Here is a 13,584-nt window from a genome sequence, read left to right on the forward strand (position 1 = left end):
GATACGACCTGCTGTCGCGTGCCCTGAGCGAATGCCAGAGCGCACACGCGACGGGGAAAGTGCGGGTGTCCGGAAAACCCGGGGGAGTCTTCCACCTCCGTGACGGCACCGTGGTCGCCGTCGAGAGTCCCGGCGCCCCGGGTGCCGAGGCGCGGCTGCTGCGCTCCGGCCGGGTCAGCGGTGAGCAGTGGGCCGAACTGCTCCGCGAGTCCGGCGGCGCCCGGTGGCCCGAGGCGGGGCTGATCGCGCACGGATACGCGGGGGCCGCACAGCTCCGGGTCGTGTGCATGATGGCGATGCAGGACGCGGCGTTCGCCGTCGTGGCCGGTGACGTCGAGGCGTGCGACCCGCTCGACGCCGCCTTCGAGCCGTACGCGCCGGTCGCCCTCGGAGAGATCCCGGCGCGGCTGCTCCAGGACGCGGCGCGAAAGCTCGTGGCCGTCGCCGCCCTGCCGCGGCCCGTACGGCCCGACCGGGAACGACCCGTGCCGGCCGCCGTGCCGGACGAGATACGTGAGCAGCTCCCGCCACCGCAGAAGGAGCTGCTGGCCCATGCCGACGGCCGCCGGACCGCCCGCGACATCGCCTTCGCGACCGGCCTCGGCGCCTACACCGTCACGGTGGGGATGGCCCGCATGCTCGGCGAGGGGCTGCTCGAACTGCCGGCGGAGTCCGATTCCGCCACCCGCGTCACCGTGCGGGACCTGCCGAGCGGAGCGCTGCGGCAGCGGCCCGCCGGAGCCCCGCCCGCCCTGGACCCCGAGGTGTTCTCCGCCCTGTCCTCCGCGGTGACCGCCGCGGCACCCGAGCCCCGGCCGGACCCCGGCCCGCGCCCCGGGGAGATCGCTCCGGCCCTGCCCCGCAGGGATCCCGGCACGCACGCCCCGTCGCTGCCCCGCCGTGAGCCCGGCGCGAGCGGAATCGCCGAAACCCTCGCCCCGGAAAGGGCCGGGGCGAGCTGGAAAGGATTCTTCCGGCTGCGCCACCGGATCTGGACCCCGGACTCCGGAACGTAGAACAGAAATACCCGTCAACGACCGAATGCGCACCATCATCAGGGAGTTCAACGCATGAATCACGAGGCACTGGCCAGGGAAATGAGGGAACTCCGGGAACAGGTGCCCGGAATCACCGACACGGCGGTGGCGGCCGCCGACGGAATGCTCATCGCGGCCGACACCGCCGACACGATCGATCCGGAGAGCCTCGCCGCGATCGCCGCCGCGGGACTCGGCATCGCGCGCCGGGCGACCGCGGTGACCGGCCGCGGCGCGTTCCGCCAGACCGTGACCTACGGCAGCCAGGGCCTCGCGGCCTTCTACGCGGTCGGCGACACCGCGCTGATGATCGTCCTCGGCGACGAGGGCATCGACATCGAACGGCTCCACGAGCAGACCCGGCCGGCTCTCGGCCGCATCGGATCGATCCTCACCGGGGCCGGCCCCGACCCGCTCGCCGGGACGCCCGCCGGAACCGGTCCGCACGCCGCGGCTCCCGCCGCACCCGACGCACTCGTCGGAGCCGTGACCGACACCGCGACCGAAGGGGTATGACGACATGGCCAGCAAGCGAATGACACCCGGGTTCTCCGACCAGATCATGGGCCTGGTCAAATCACTGCGCACCGACGCCCCGGACTGCGTCGCCTCCGGAGCGGTCGACATGTCGACCGGCATGCTGCTGAGTTACGAGACCGTCGACAACCATCCGCCGGAGGTCCTGGACCTGCTCGCGGGTGCGACCCTCGACCTGTTCCAGGGGCGTACGGTCCAGATGATCGAGGACGTCTTCAAGGAGCGGCGGGGCATCGAGTCCGACGCGCACTTCTTCCAGGAGATCCTGGTCAACAGTGACAACCTCACCCATCTGTTCGTGCGGATGAGCGACTCGCAGGACGTGGTCGCCGTGGTCGTCTGCCGCAAGGCGGTCAACGTCGGCATGCTCTTCGCCCAGGTCCGCCGGGTGGTGAAGGAGTACAGCCTCTGAACGCGGACGGGTGGCCCTCCCCGACGGGAAGGACCACCGGCGCGGCACGGCGGGACGCGCGAGGCGTCCCGCCGTGCCGCGCGTCCGTCCGGCGTCCTACTCCGTGCGCAGTCCCTCCGGCCGCATGAGCCGGATCAGCGGCGGCAGGCTGAGCAGGGTCACCAGGAGCACGACACCCGCGCCGATGCCCGTCATCGACAGCACGCTCACCCAGTCCACGCTCACCGAGGTCCCGGTCATCCTGAGCAGGACCGTGCCGAGGGTCAGCCCCACGAGGGCCGCGAGGCCGAGCCCCAGCGCGATCGGGATCGCCGTCTGCCACAGCACCGACATGCTCAGGGTGCGGCGCCGCGTGCCGAAGGCGACCAGCGCCGACAGCAGCTTCCTGCGCTCGCGGAGCTGTTCCAGCTGGGAGACCAGCAGGCTCACCCCGATCAGCGCCAGCACACAGGCGGCGCCCACGAACAGGCCGGTGCGGATGGAGGTGAACCGGCCGGACTCCACGGTGGCCGACCAGGTCATGGGATCACCGAGCGGATCGATCCGGGCCGCCGTGTTGCGCACGTACTCCTGCGCGTCCGGTACGGAGGGGTCGAGACCGAGGAAGACGTGCCCGCGGACGGTCTGCGCGCCCCGCGCGGGCAGCGCCGACGGGGTGACGAGGAAGCCGCCGCGCTTCACGCCGGTCATGTCGGGGCGCGTCCGCGCCTGCTTCAGCCCCTGCGGCACCGGCCAGGCGACCGGGGTGCTCTCGGTGTCCTCGTCGCCGTCGGCGGGGTCGAGGTACAGGGTCCGGGACCCGGCCAGCTTCCGTGTGCTGTCGTCGTAGTCGGAGCCCCGCAGCGCGAAGACGTCGCCCTCGCGGCACGACGGCAACGTCGCCACCTCGCGCAGCGCCGCGCAGTCGCCCACGGTCACCTGCGCGTTCACCTCGGCGGACATCCGCCGCTCGCCGACGTTGCCCTCGGACAGCGCGACGGTCTTGCGCACCCCCCGGGTGGCGCGCATCTTCTCGGCCACCTGCGCCATGGGGATCCCGTCCGGTACGGGCATCTCCATCTGGGCCCGGGTGACGTCCTGGCCGGTCGCCTTCGTGTAGTCGGCGTCCACCCCGGTGAACAGCATCTGCAGGGCGATCGCCCCGGCCACCGCCACGGCGATGCCGTTGACCATGCGGGCCGCCGAGCCGCTGCTCAACTGGAGCCTGCGCACCGCGAGCTGCCAGGCGACCCCGCCCGAGTGCAGCCGCGCGACGACCGCCTCCACCACCCAGGGCAGCAGCGCGGTGACCCCCACGAGCAGCAGCAGCACACCGCCGGTGACCAGGTACTGGTTGAACTCCCCGTTCCCGCGGCCCTGTCCGAGCATCGGGTACAGCAGGGCGAGCCCCCCGGCCGGCATCAGCAGCCGCCACCACAGCCGGCGGCGGGCGGGCCTGGCCGTGCGCACCACACCGAGCGGCTCGATGACCACACCGCGCAGCGCGAACAGGGTGACCAGCACGGCGGCGACCGGGACGGCCACCGCGACCAGCACGGCGAGCGCGGGGGAGGGGTTGAGGTAGCTCGGGAAGACGCTCACCCGGAACACGTCGGCGGTGCCCGCGATCTGCCGTCCGATCAGGAAGAAGAACGTGCCGAGGACCAGTCCGAGCAGTGCTCCCGCGAGTGCTTCGCCGGCCGCGATCCGCCGCACCATCCGGCCGTCGGAGCCGATCAGCCGCAGCGCGGCCAGCCGCCGGTCGCGCCGCTCGCCGCCGAAGCGCACGGCCGTGGCGACGAACACGGCGACCGGCATCAGCAGGACGGCGAACACGACGAGGACGAGCAGCAGCAGGACCGGGTCGGCGGCCTCCGCGGCGAATGGGTGGGGCTCGCCGAACGCGCTGATGCGGGCCACGTTCGGCGGGTCGATCCTCGCGTCGAGGTCGTCGACGCCCGCGTAGTAGGCGAGCTCGTGCGAACCGACCAGGCCGCTCTCGCCGATGGTCCCGGCGATCCGGTACGGCAGCCGCTCGCGCAGCAGCGCGCCGTCGTCGGACGCGAGCAGCCTCTTCAGCGCGGGGGAGACGACCATGTCGCCCGTCGCCGGGAACGCCCCGAGGCCCGGCGGCAGCGGAGCCCGCGGTCCGTCCGGCTGCATCAGCCGGCCGCGGACGTCGTCGCCGCGGTAGGTGGTGTCGAGGTCCGCGATCACGAGGGTGTCGTCGGCCGCGGGCTTCGGGGTGTAGTCGTAGGTGTAGTCCCGCCGCGCCTGCTCGCGCTCGTGCCGCACGCTCAGCGCGTTCGGCAGCGCGGTGGTGAGCAGCAGCAGGGCCACCCCCAGGCCCACGCCGACGGCCGTGAGCAGCGTGCGGATCCAGCCCTCGCGCCCGCCGGTGAAGGCGAAGCGGACCCCCATGGCCAGGTCCCTGGACCAGCCCCAGGACCTCGGCCCCTCCGGCGCTCCGGAGCGTCCCCCCTGCACGCTCATACGATCCGCTCCATGTCCCGGGACCTGCCGTCGCGTACGACGACCTCGCGGTCCGAGTACGCGGCCACGCGCGCCTCGTGCGTGACGAGCACGACGGCGGCGTTCGTCGAACGGGCCGCGTCGGTCAGCAGCTCCATCACGCGCTCGCCGTTGAGGGAGTCGAGCGCGCCGGTCGGCTCGTCGGCGAACAGCACCCGGGGGCCGGTGACCAGCGAGCGGGCGACGGCCACGCGCTGGCCCTGCCCTCCGGAGACCTCTCCGGGCCGCTTGCCCCTGAGGTCGTCGACCTCCAGCCGCTCCATCCACGACAGCGCGGCGCGCTCGGCCTCCTTGCGGCCCGTGCCGTTCAGCCGCAGCGGCAGCGCGACGTTCTCGACACAGCTCAGCTCGGGCACGAGCTGGCCGAACTGGAAGACGAACCCGAACTCGGAGCGGCGCAGCGCACTGCGCCGGGCGTCGTTCATCGTCGCCATCTCGCGGCCGTCGTACGTGATCGATCCGGAGTCGGGCGTGACGATGCCGGCGAGGCAGTGGAGCAGGGTGGACTTGCCGGAGCCGGAGGGGCCCATCACCGCGACGACCTCGCCGGGGTGGATGGAGAAGTCGGCACCGTCCAGCGCGGTGGTGGGGCCGTAGGCCTTGCGCAGCTGCGACGCGGTGAGCAGGGAGCCCGGGGGAGGGGCGGTGGCGGTCATCGGGTCGTCACCGCCTCGGCGAGCCTGTCGAGGCGGGCGGCCGTCAGTTCGAGCCATCGCAGATCGGCCTCCAGGTGGAAGAGGGCGTGGTCGCAGATGAGCTGGTCGGCCAGATCGCCCTTGCGCTTGCGTTCGGTCAGCATGCGCATCATCCGCAGGTGCTCCGAGCGCTGGGTGTCGAGGAGCTCGCTCGCGTCCCGGTGGGTCAGCAGGGCGAGGACGACCTTCGTGTACAGGGTCGACTGGAGGTAGGGCTCGGGCGTCTCCGGCGTGGCGAGCCAGCGCTGCACGTCGGTGACGCCGGCCTCGGTGATCGCGTACCGCTTGCGCTCGGGCCCGTCGCCCGCCTCGATCCCGTCGATCTCGACGAGCCCGTTCTTCAGCAGCCGCGACATCGTCGAGTAGACCTGGCCGTAGTGCAGCGGCCGGTCGTGACCGAATTTCTCGTCGAAGGCCCGCTTCAGGTCGTAACCGTGGCGCGGCCCGGACTCCAGGAGTCCCAGAAGGGTGTGACCGATGGACATGCCGAGCACTCTACACACGGCGTATACACCGCGTGTATACGCCTCGCTTATAGATGGCGGGAAGAGTGGTTCACGAGCGGAGAACCCCCTGCTCACGGCCGATTGTCACGGTTCTGGAACCGTCCGGCCGCTCCTTCCCGGCTCCCGGGTCCGCACCCTCCCGCCGGCGGGGCGGCGCTCTCGCGGACCCGGGCGCCCGTCCCCTCGCGACCCGGGAGCGCGGGGCCCGGCGGGGACCGGACCGTGCGCCGGACGTGCGCTGTTCGTCGTCTCACTTTCTCCCGTCCCGGCAACCTTCCGGCCCTTCCGCACGTCGGATTCAGTGAGGCGGTGCCCATGGCGTGCTGATTGTCACGTCCGGAAAAGGCCGGATCGGCGCCCCTTTGTCATAGCGCGCGGTGTTAGCTTGCTGAGCTGACCTGACCGGCGAACTTGTGTGCCACACGAGAATGAAGCGGAGCGGATCGACGCATGGGACGAGCTGAAGAGAGACGAGCGCGGCAGGCGCAGGGCCGCCGCGCGGCGCCCCAGCGCTCGTCCGGGCACGAGTCCGAGGGCGCCGCGCCCGGGGCGAAGGCGGGCGGCAAGCCGCGCCGCACGGGCATACGCCGCTTCGTGAACTGGAAGACGATCCTCGGGACGTTCTTCGGCTTCTGCCTGCTCGGCATGGGCGGCTTCATCGTGCTGTACCTGATAGTCCCGGTGCCGGAGGGCAACGCGGCCGCGAAGCGCCAGAGCAACATCTACAAGTACAGCGACGGCTCGATGCTCGGCCGCAGCGGCAAGGTCAACCGCGAGATCGTCGACCTGGCCAAGGTGCCCAAGAGCGTCCAGAAGACGTTCGTCGCCGCAGAGAACAAGACCTTCTACGGCGACTCGGGCATCGACCTCAAGGGCACCGCCCGAGGCCTGATCAACACGCTGTCCGGCAAGGGCAAGCAGGGTGGTTCGACGATCACCCAGCAGTACGTCAAGAACTACTATCTCAGCCAGGACCAGACCGTCACGCGCAAGCTGAAGGAAATGGTCATCTCGCTGAAGGTGGACCGCAAGAAGTCCAAGGAGGACATTCTCGCGGGCTACATCAACACCAGCTACTACGGCCGCAACGCCTACGGCATCCAGGCCGCGGCGCAGGCCTACTACCAGGTCGACGCCGAGGACCTCTCGGTCGCGCAGGGCGCCTACCTCGCCTCGCTGCTCCAGGCGCCGAGCCAGTACGACTGGGCGGTCGCCTCGAAGACCGGCAAGAAGCTCGTCCAGGCCCGCTGGAACTACACCCTCGACAACATGGTCGAGATGCACTGGCTCGACGCGGGCAAGCGCGCGGGCCTGAAGTTCCCGGTCCCCAAGGAGCCCAAGGGCGCCCCGGGCATGGAGGGCCAGACCGGCTATCTGGTGGAGGCGGCCAACAACGAGGTGGCCAAGCAGCTCGTCGCCCAGGGCACCGCCGAGGACCTGGACGACGCCAAGGCCATGCTCACTGCGGGCGGCTGGACCATCACGCTCAACGTGGACGACAAGAAGCAGGCGCTGCTGGAGAAGACCGTCAAGCAGCAGCTCACCAGCAAGCTCGACCCGAAGAAGCGCAAGGTCGACGCCAACATCCAGGCCGGTGCCGTGTCGGTCGACCCGAAGACCGGCAAGATCCTCGCGATGTACGGCGGCAAGGACTACTTCAAGCACTACATCAACAACGCGACACGCCACGACTACCAGGCCGCGTCGACGTTCAAGCCGATGATCCTCGCCGCCGCCCTCGAAGAGCAGGCCAAGACGCGTTCCGGGCAGCCGATCACCGCGAACACGGTCTACGACGGCACCAACCGCCGTCCCGTCGTCGGCAGCGACATCGGCTTCGCGCCGCCGAACGAGGACGAGGCCAGCTACGGCCCCGTCACCGTGCAGACCGCGATGAACAAGTCCATCAACTCCGTCTTCGCCCAGATGGGCGTCGACGTGGGCATGGACGAGGTGCTGAAGGTCGCCGGCAAGCTCGGCATGGACACCAAGGGTCTCCAGGCGGTGCCCGCGCAGACCCTCGGCTCCATGGGCGCGAGCCCGCTGGAGATGGCGGGCGCGTACGCCACGCTCGACAACCACGGCAAGAAGGTCACCCCGTCCCTGGTCGCCAAGGTCGAGCACAAGGACACCACGGTCGAGATGCCGGACCCGATCGGCGGCCAGGTCATCAGCGAGGAGGCCGCCGACACGGTCACCTCGGTGCTCACCGGAGTGGTCGACGACGGTACGGCGCGGGTCTCGGTGCGGAACAACCCGGCCCGTGCCGGCCAGCAGGTCGCCGGCAAGACCGGTACGTCCGACAACAACAAGTCGGCCTGGTTCACCGGCTACACGCCGAACCTGGTCACCTCCGTCCTGCTGTTCGGCGAGGACGCGAAGCCGCCGCACCGGCAGGTCTCCATGAAGGGCGCCACGGGCCTCTACCTGGAGGGCGGCCGCGTCAACGGCGGTGGCTACCCGGCGAAGATCTGGGCGGCCTACACGTTCGCGGCGATGGAGGGGAAGGTCACCAAGTTCGACCTGAACACCACGTCGGGTGCCGCGGTGGCGCCGACCGATCTGCCCACCGCCAGCCAGACGCCGTCCAGCACGCCGTCCTCGACCCCGACCACCGAGGAGCCGTCGACGGAGCCGCCCACCACGAGCGCTCCGCCGACCCCCACGGACGAGCCGACGACGACCGAGCCGACGACGACGGCCCCGTCCACACCGACGAGTTCACCCACCGACGACGCCCTGCAGAATCCGTTCGACCGGTCGAGCGGGTAGCGCGGGCGGCTCCGACGCACGAGGAGGGCACCCGGATCCCCGGGTGCCCTCCTCCTTCGCTGCCGTGGCGGGCCCTTCGGTGTCTCCTCCGGGGTCTCAGTCCCCGTCGAAGGCCCGCGCGATCCGGTCGCCGGTCTCCTTGTCCACGGTGCGCCAGTACTGGAAGGCCCGCTCCAGCACCGGCCGGGTGACACCGTCCCCGAGATGACCGGTCACGTTGTCCACCAGCCGGTCCCGGGCCGCGTCGTCCAGCACCTCGCGGACCATCGTGCCCGCCTGGCCGAAGTCGTCGTCCTCGCGGTGCGGCGCGTACGCCTCGCGCACCAGCTCACCGGCGGCCCGCCAGCTCGCGGGGTCGCCGAAGCGGCCGTCGTAGTCGGCCGCCGGGCCGCCGTAGGAGTTCGGTGCGTACGGGCGGGCCGCCTTCGACGGCTCGTAGCGCATCGGCCCGTCCTTGGCGTACGAGTTCACCGGGGCGTGCGGACGGTTGGGCGGAAGCTGGCTGTAGTTCGGGCCGATCCGGTACCGGTGGGTGTCGGGGTACGAGAACAGCCGGCCCAGCAGCATCTTGTCCGGCGAGGGACCGATGCCGGGCACCATGTTCGAGGGCTCGAAGGCGGCCTGCTCGATGTGGACGAAGTAGTCCTCGGGATTGCGGTCCAGGACCATCCGGCCGACGTCGATCAGCGGGTAGTCCCCGTGCGGCCAGACCTTCGTCAGGTCGAACGGGTTGAACCGGTAGTCCGCCGCGTCCTCGAACGGCATGATCTGGACCTTCAGCGTCCAGCTCGGCGCGTCGCCGGACTCGATCGACTCGAACAGATCGCGGCGGTGCCTGTCCGGGTCCGTCCCCGCGAGCTCGTCCGCCTCGGCCTGGGTGAGGAAGTCGATGCCCTGGTCGGTCTTGAAGTGGTACTTCACCCAGAACCGTTCACCGCCGCCGTTGATCCACATGTAGGTGTGGGAGCTGTAGCCGTTCATGTGGCGGTACGTCCTCGGGATGCCCCGGTCGCCCATCAGCCAGGTCACCTGGTGCGCGGACTCGGGCGAGAGGGTCCAGAAGTCCCACTGCATGTCGTGGTCGCGCAGCCCCGTCACGGGGTGGCGCTTCTGCGAGCGGATGAAGTCCTGGAACTTGATCGTGTCACGGACGAAGAAGACCGGGGTGTTGTTGCCCACCATGTCGTAATTGCCGTGCTCGGTGTAGAACTTCAGCGCGAAACCGCGGGGGTCGCGCCAGGTGTCGGGGGAGCCCTGCTCGCCCGCGACGGTCGAGAAGCGCGCCAGCATCTCGGTGCGCCTGCCCGGCCGGAACAGATCGGCCTTCGTGAACTGAGTGACGTCGTTGGTCACTTCGAAGAATCCGTACGCGCCACTGCCCTTGGCGTGCACCACCCGCTCGGGCACCCGCTCCCGGTTGAACTGCGCCATCTTCTCGATGAGGTAGTGGTCCTGGAGCAGGATCGGGCCGTCGGGGCCGACGGTGAGCGAGTGTTCGTCGCTCTCCACCGGAATCCCGACGTTGTTCGTGGTGTACGGAGCCTTCCGGGATGCCTGCGTCACGAGCGTCCTCCCGTCGGAGATGAGGTCGTCAGGTCGCTTCGCCCACCCCAGCAGTCAACGCCGCCGACATCATGTCGGCAACATGGGACGCGGGTCCTGGCACCGCTTGCACCCGGCCGCGGCGGCCACCCCGGGACCGGCGCCGTACGGCACCGGCCCGGGTGTCGTCCACAACGGCACGGGCGCGGTCAGGACGGCCGGCACAAACGTCGATGCGGCCGGTGCGGGCGCCGTCGGGCACCCGCACCGGCGCGGTTCGGCGCCGGTCCCACCGGGGCGGGGCCGGACGAGTACCCGGTCAGTTCCGGTTCAACTCGAACCAGACGACCTTTCCCGTACTCAGCCGGGTCGCCCCCCACCGCCGCGCCAGCCGGTTCACCAGGAACAGCCCGCGACCGCCCTCGTCCGTGGCCCGCGCCTGCCGCAGCCGCGGAAGCTGCGGCACGTCGTCACCGACCTCGCAGCGCAGGACGTCCGTCCGCAGCAGCCGCAGCGTCACCGGCCGTGACGCGTAGCGCACCGCGTTCGTCACGACCTCGCTGACCAGCAGCTCCACCGAATCGGTCAGATCCTCCATGCCCCAGCGGGCCAGGGCACGCCGGGCCAGGCGCCGGGCGCGGCCGGGCGCCGCGTCCTCCGGCTCCAGGAACCAGTACGCGACATCGCTCGGCGCGATCCCGTCGAACCGGGCGGCGAGCAGCGCGATGTCGTCGTCCCGGTCGCCCGGGCCGAGCATGTCGAGCACCTCGTCGCACAGCGCCTCCAGCGGCGGCGGATGATCCGGCCCCGTCAGCGCCGCGACCGCCGCGAGCTTCTCCCGCAGCTGCTCTATGCCCGTCCAGACGTCGCGGAGCCGCGACTCGACCAGGCCGTCCGTGTACAGCAGGAGCGTCGCCCCGGCCGGCGCGTCCAGCTCCACCGCCTCGAAGTCGACCCCGCCCACACCGATCGGGGCACCCGGAGGCACCCGCAGCACCTCGGCCCGCCCGCCCAGGTGCAGCAGCACCGGCGGCGGATGGCCCGCGTTGGCGATCGTGATCCGGTGCGACACCGGGTCGTAGACGGCGTACAGGCAGGTCGCCATGCGGTCGGTGCCGAGCCGCTGCGCCTGCTCGTCGAGATGGTGCAGCACCTCCTGCGGCGGCAGATCGAGCCCCGCGAGGGTCTGCGCCGTCGTCCGCAGCTGGCCCATGATCGCCGCCGACGTCATGGAGTGGCCCATCACGTCACCGACGACCAGCGCGACCCGGCTGCCCGGCAGCGGGATCGCGTCGTACCAGTCGCCGCCCACCCGGGCCGTCTCCGCGGCCGGCAGATAGCGGGACGCGAGCCGCACCCCCGTGGGCCGCGGCAGCGTCTCGGGCAGCATCGTGCGCTGGAGCTCGTCGGCGATGTACGCCTCACGGCCGTACAGCACCGCCTTGTCGATGCCGAGCGCGCTGTGCGTGGCGAGCTGCGCCGCGACCAGCAGGTCGTCCGCCTCGAAGGCGAGCCGCTCGGGCCGGCGCAGGAACAGCGCCGCCCCGATCACCCGGCGGCGGCCGCGCAGCGGGGCGAGGATCGCACGCTGCCCGCTCGGCACCGGCAGATCGTCGCCCAGCAGCTCGGGCAGCGCGGCCCGGGCGGCGGGCGCGTCCGCGAACACCGGCCGCACCCCGCGCAGCACCTCGGCGAGCGCGCCACCGGGGCGCACCTCGCACAGCTCCGCCGTCATCGCCGACAGCTCGCTGGGCTCCGGGCGCAGCGCGGGCAGGAAACCGCTCTCGGTGTCCCGCTCCTCGGGAATCCGGTCCGTGCGCCGCAGCCGCAGCACGAGAGGTCCCGTCGGCCGCTCGTCACCGACCGGCAGCGGGTCGCGCAGATAGACGAGGATCGCGTCGGCGAAGGTCGGCACGGTCGCCCGGCACAGGCCCATCACGATCTCGTCGAGGTCGATGCCGCGGGCGATCCGCCGGGTCGCGGCGCCCACGAAGCGCAGCCGGTCCCCGTCCCGCCGCATCGGCATCGGCCCGCCCTGCGGCACACCCTGAGCGGTACGGCGCTCCTTGCCGCCGGAGGACCGCGAGGCGCGGCCCTGCTCGGCGTCCGGCTGGATCGGAATGCCCTCCGGCGCGGGCCGCGGGCGGTGCGTGTCGGGCTCGGTCGCCGAGGGCTGCGAGTGCTCGGAGCCGGCGCCGGAAGCGGCGGCCGAGGGCACGCCCGTGCCCGAGGACGCGGACACGCCGGTGTCGGCGGACGCCTGGCCGCCGGACTTGCCGCGTTTGCCGCGCGGCTTCGACGCACCCGGACCCCTCGGCGCGTCGCCCGTACGGGCCTGTACCGGTAACGCCCCGGAACCGGGGACCTGGGACGGCGGCTCCGAGGTACGCAGGAGCGCCCCGCGAGGGTCCGCGGGGGCGGGCGCGCCGCTCTGCCGGCGCTCGTGCGAGGTGGGGTGCTCCGTCACGCGTGTCGAGTCCGTCCGTCCGGGGCTGCGCGCCGTGCGCGCAGTTCTTCCCGCAGCCCCGATACCCGGAATGTGTGCCCCAGGAACGGATTCTGCGTGTCGTCAGGGCCGGGACCGGCGGCACGAACGGCCGCCACCCGGCACGGTACGGCTCGCCGCCGGCCCGAAACGGCCCGTGCCGGCACCGGGGCGGCGGCCGAAGCCCCGGCCCGTACGGCCGTCGTGGCGGGTTCGCGCGGTGCGACCGGTCTTTGGCCGGCCACGCCGCCGTACGCCTCGTACCCCTCGCTCACGTCCTGCCGCCCCTCGGTGACATATGGTCAAGCCCGGCTCATCCTGCGGGAGTTGTCGCTGCCGTGCGCCCTTGCGGAAGACGATCCTACGGTTGTACCACGGGGGCGCATCAAGGGTCTCATGAGGACACGTGCGCGGGCGTACGGTCCCAGTCATCCGGCAGAGCGGGAACCGGCCAGCCCGGATCCGGCCTCCAGTGCTGCCATCCGTCCGAGAACGGCGCGCCCCAGGCGCGGATCACCTCCACCGCAGACCACCCCGCTTCCCGTACGCGTGCCGCCAGTTGAGCATCCATCAGACCGGCCCGCTGCGCCATGGCGAATTCGTCCTCGTCGAGCCAGCGCCAACTGCGGTCGGGGTGCACCGAGATGTCGAGGAAGTGGTCCTCGGAGTCCACCCCGCCCGCCCAACGGGCCAGCGGAGCCTCCAGGTTCACGTACCAGTTCTTGAAACGCCAGCCCTGTTCCCAGAACAGCCACACCGACCAGGCCTCGCCCGGCCGTGCCAGCTTCAGCACACCCGTCCCGAACCAGCGGCCGCGGCGCACCGCGCGAGGCTTCGTGTAGCGGGACTCCAGCGGTTCTCCGTGCACCGGCGAACCGTCGGCGAGCACCGGCTTCACGCATTCGGTGCCCGGTGCCATCCACACCGCGAGCAGATCGGCGTCGTCGCGTACGACCGTCACCGGGCGGCAGATGTGGACGCCGTCGCCGCCGTTCTCCCGGTACCGCCACAGGATCTGGTTCCCGGGTTCCCAGTACCCCGCAGGCCCGCCCGCTTCCGCTCGTCTCACCGCTCCACCCTCTGCCAT

Annotated in this window: 10 protein-coding genes; 4 read left to right on the forward strand and 6 right to left on the reverse strand. The window is 71.7% G+C overall.

Annotated features, from left to right (window positions below):
* Window positions 1-65 precede the first annotated feature (65 nt).
* The 3 genes from ACFYYF_RS07840 to ACFYYF_RS07850 are packed head-to-tail and all read left to right on the forward strand — an operon-like array spanning window position 66 to window position 1,986.
* Window positions 66-1,016 (forward strand): MarR family transcriptional regulator, encoded by a 951-nt coding sequence (locus tag ACFYYF_RS07840; RefSeq protein ID WP_388772486.1) that lies wholly within the window; start codon window positions 66-68, stop codon window positions 1,014-1,016.
* Between the two features lie 54 nt (window positions 1,017-1,070).
* Window positions 1,071-1,553 carry a roadblock/LC7 domain-containing protein gene (locus ACFYYF_RS07845; protein ID WP_388772489.1) on the forward strand — a complete coding sequence of 161 codons (483 nt, stop codon included), beginning with the start codon at window positions 1,071-1,073 and terminating at the stop codon, window positions 1,551-1,553.
* A 4-nt stretch (window positions 1,554-1,557) separates the two neighbouring features.
* Complete coding sequence (locus ACFYYF_RS07850; protein WP_361685954.1) at window positions 1,558-1,986, forward strand: hypothetical protein; 429 nt, start codon at window positions 1,558-1,560, stop codon at window positions 1,984-1,986.
* 96 nt (window positions 1,987-2,082) lie between these two features.
* Here ACFYYF_RS07850 and ACFYYF_RS07855 read toward each other — a convergent pair whose 3' ends face one another.
* Genes ACFYYF_RS07855 through ACFYYF_RS07865 form a run of 3 tightly spaced genes read right to left on the reverse strand, consistent with a single transcriptional unit; the run spans window position 2,083 to window position 5,677 of the window.
* Window positions 2,083-4,458 carry an ABC transporter permease gene (locus tag ACFYYF_RS07855; protein ID WP_388772492.1) on the reverse strand — a complete coding sequence of 792 codons (2,376 nt, stop codon included), beginning with the start codon at window positions 4,456-4,458 and terminating at the stop codon, window positions 2,083-2,085.
* Complete coding sequence (locus ACFYYF_RS07860) at window positions 4,455-5,153, reverse strand: ABC transporter ATP-binding protein (protein WP_388772495.1); 699 nt, start codon at window positions 5,151-5,153, stop codon at window positions 4,455-4,457. The genes ACFYYF_RS07855 and ACFYYF_RS07860 overlap by 4 nt, the downstream gene beginning before the upstream one ends.
* Window positions 5,150-5,677, reverse strand: coding sequence for a PadR family transcriptional regulator (locus tag ACFYYF_RS07865; RefSeq protein WP_361685960.1), 528 nt, complete (start codon window positions 5,675-5,677; stop codon window positions 5,150-5,152). The genes ACFYYF_RS07860 and ACFYYF_RS07865 overlap by 4 nt, the downstream gene beginning before the upstream one ends.
* 471 nt (window positions 5,678-6,148) lie before the next feature.
* On the opposite strand from ACFYYF_RS07865, the gene ACFYYF_RS07870 reads away from it, so the two are divergent.
* Window positions 6,149-8,470 carry a transglycosylase domain-containing protein gene (locus tag ACFYYF_RS07870; RefSeq protein ID WP_388772497.1) on the forward strand — a complete coding sequence of 774 codons (2,322 nt, stop codon included), beginning with the start codon at window positions 6,149-6,151 and terminating at the stop codon, window positions 8,468-8,470.
* Between the two features lie 96 nt (window positions 8,471-8,566).
* Here the strand turns inward: ACFYYF_RS07870 and ACFYYF_RS07875 are convergent, their stop codons facing one another.
* From ACFYYF_RS07875 to ACFYYF_RS07885, 3 genes are all read right to left on the reverse strand, one after another.
* Window positions 8,567-10,033 carry a catalase gene (locus tag ACFYYF_RS07875; protein WP_388772500.1) on the reverse strand — a complete coding sequence of 489 codons (1,467 nt, stop codon included), beginning with the start codon at window positions 10,031-10,033 and terminating at the stop codon, window positions 8,567-8,569.
* A 298-nt stretch (window positions 10,034-10,331) separates the two neighbouring features.
* Window positions 10,332-12,479 (reverse strand): SpoIIE family protein phosphatase, encoded by a 2,148-nt coding sequence (locus tag ACFYYF_RS07880; protein ID WP_388772502.1) that lies wholly within the window; start codon window positions 12,477-12,479, stop codon window positions 10,332-10,334.
* A 412-nt stretch (window positions 12,480-12,891) separates the two neighbouring features.
* Complete coding sequence (locus tag ACFYYF_RS07885) at window positions 12,892-13,584, reverse strand: DUF402 domain-containing protein (RefSeq protein WP_361685968.1); 693 nt, start codon at window positions 13,582-13,584, stop codon at window positions 12,892-12,894.

Source organism: Streptomyces sp. NPDC001914, assembly GCF_042891215.1.
In the GTDB taxonomy this organism is placed as follows: Bacteria; Actinomycetota; Actinomycetes; order Streptomycetales; family Streptomycetaceae; genus Streptomyces.

Bases quoted from the DNA above. Each gene is read 5' to 3' on its own strand.
- ACFYYF_RS07845 (WP_388772489.1), top strand. From the start codon at position 1,071: ATGAATCACGAGGCACTGGCCAGGGAAATGAGGGAACTCCGGGAACAG.
- ACFYYF_RS07850 (WP_361685954.1), top strand. From the start codon at position 1,558: ATGGCCAGCAAGCGAATGACACCCGGGTTCTCCGACCAGATCATGGGC.
- ACFYYF_RS07855 (WP_388772492.1), bottom strand. From the start codon at position 4,458: ATGAGCGTGCAGGGGGGACGCTCCGGAGCGCCGGAGGGGCCGAGGTCC.
- ACFYYF_RS07860 (WP_388772495.1), bottom strand. From the start codon at position 5,153: ATGACCGCCACCGCCCCTCCCCCGGGCTCCCTGCTCACCGCGTCGCAG.
- ACFYYF_RS07865 (WP_361685960.1), bottom strand. From the start codon at position 5,677: ATGTCCATCGGTCACACCCTTCTGGGACTCCTGGAGTCCGGGCCGCGC.
- ACFYYF_RS07870 (WP_388772497.1), top strand. From the start codon at position 6,149: ATGGGACGAGCTGAAGAGAGACGAGCGCGGCAGGCGCAGGGCCGCCGC.
- ACFYYF_RS07885 (WP_361685968.1), bottom strand. From the start codon at position 13,584: ATGGCAGAGGGTGGAGCGGTGAGACGAGCGGAAGCGGGCGGGCCTGCG.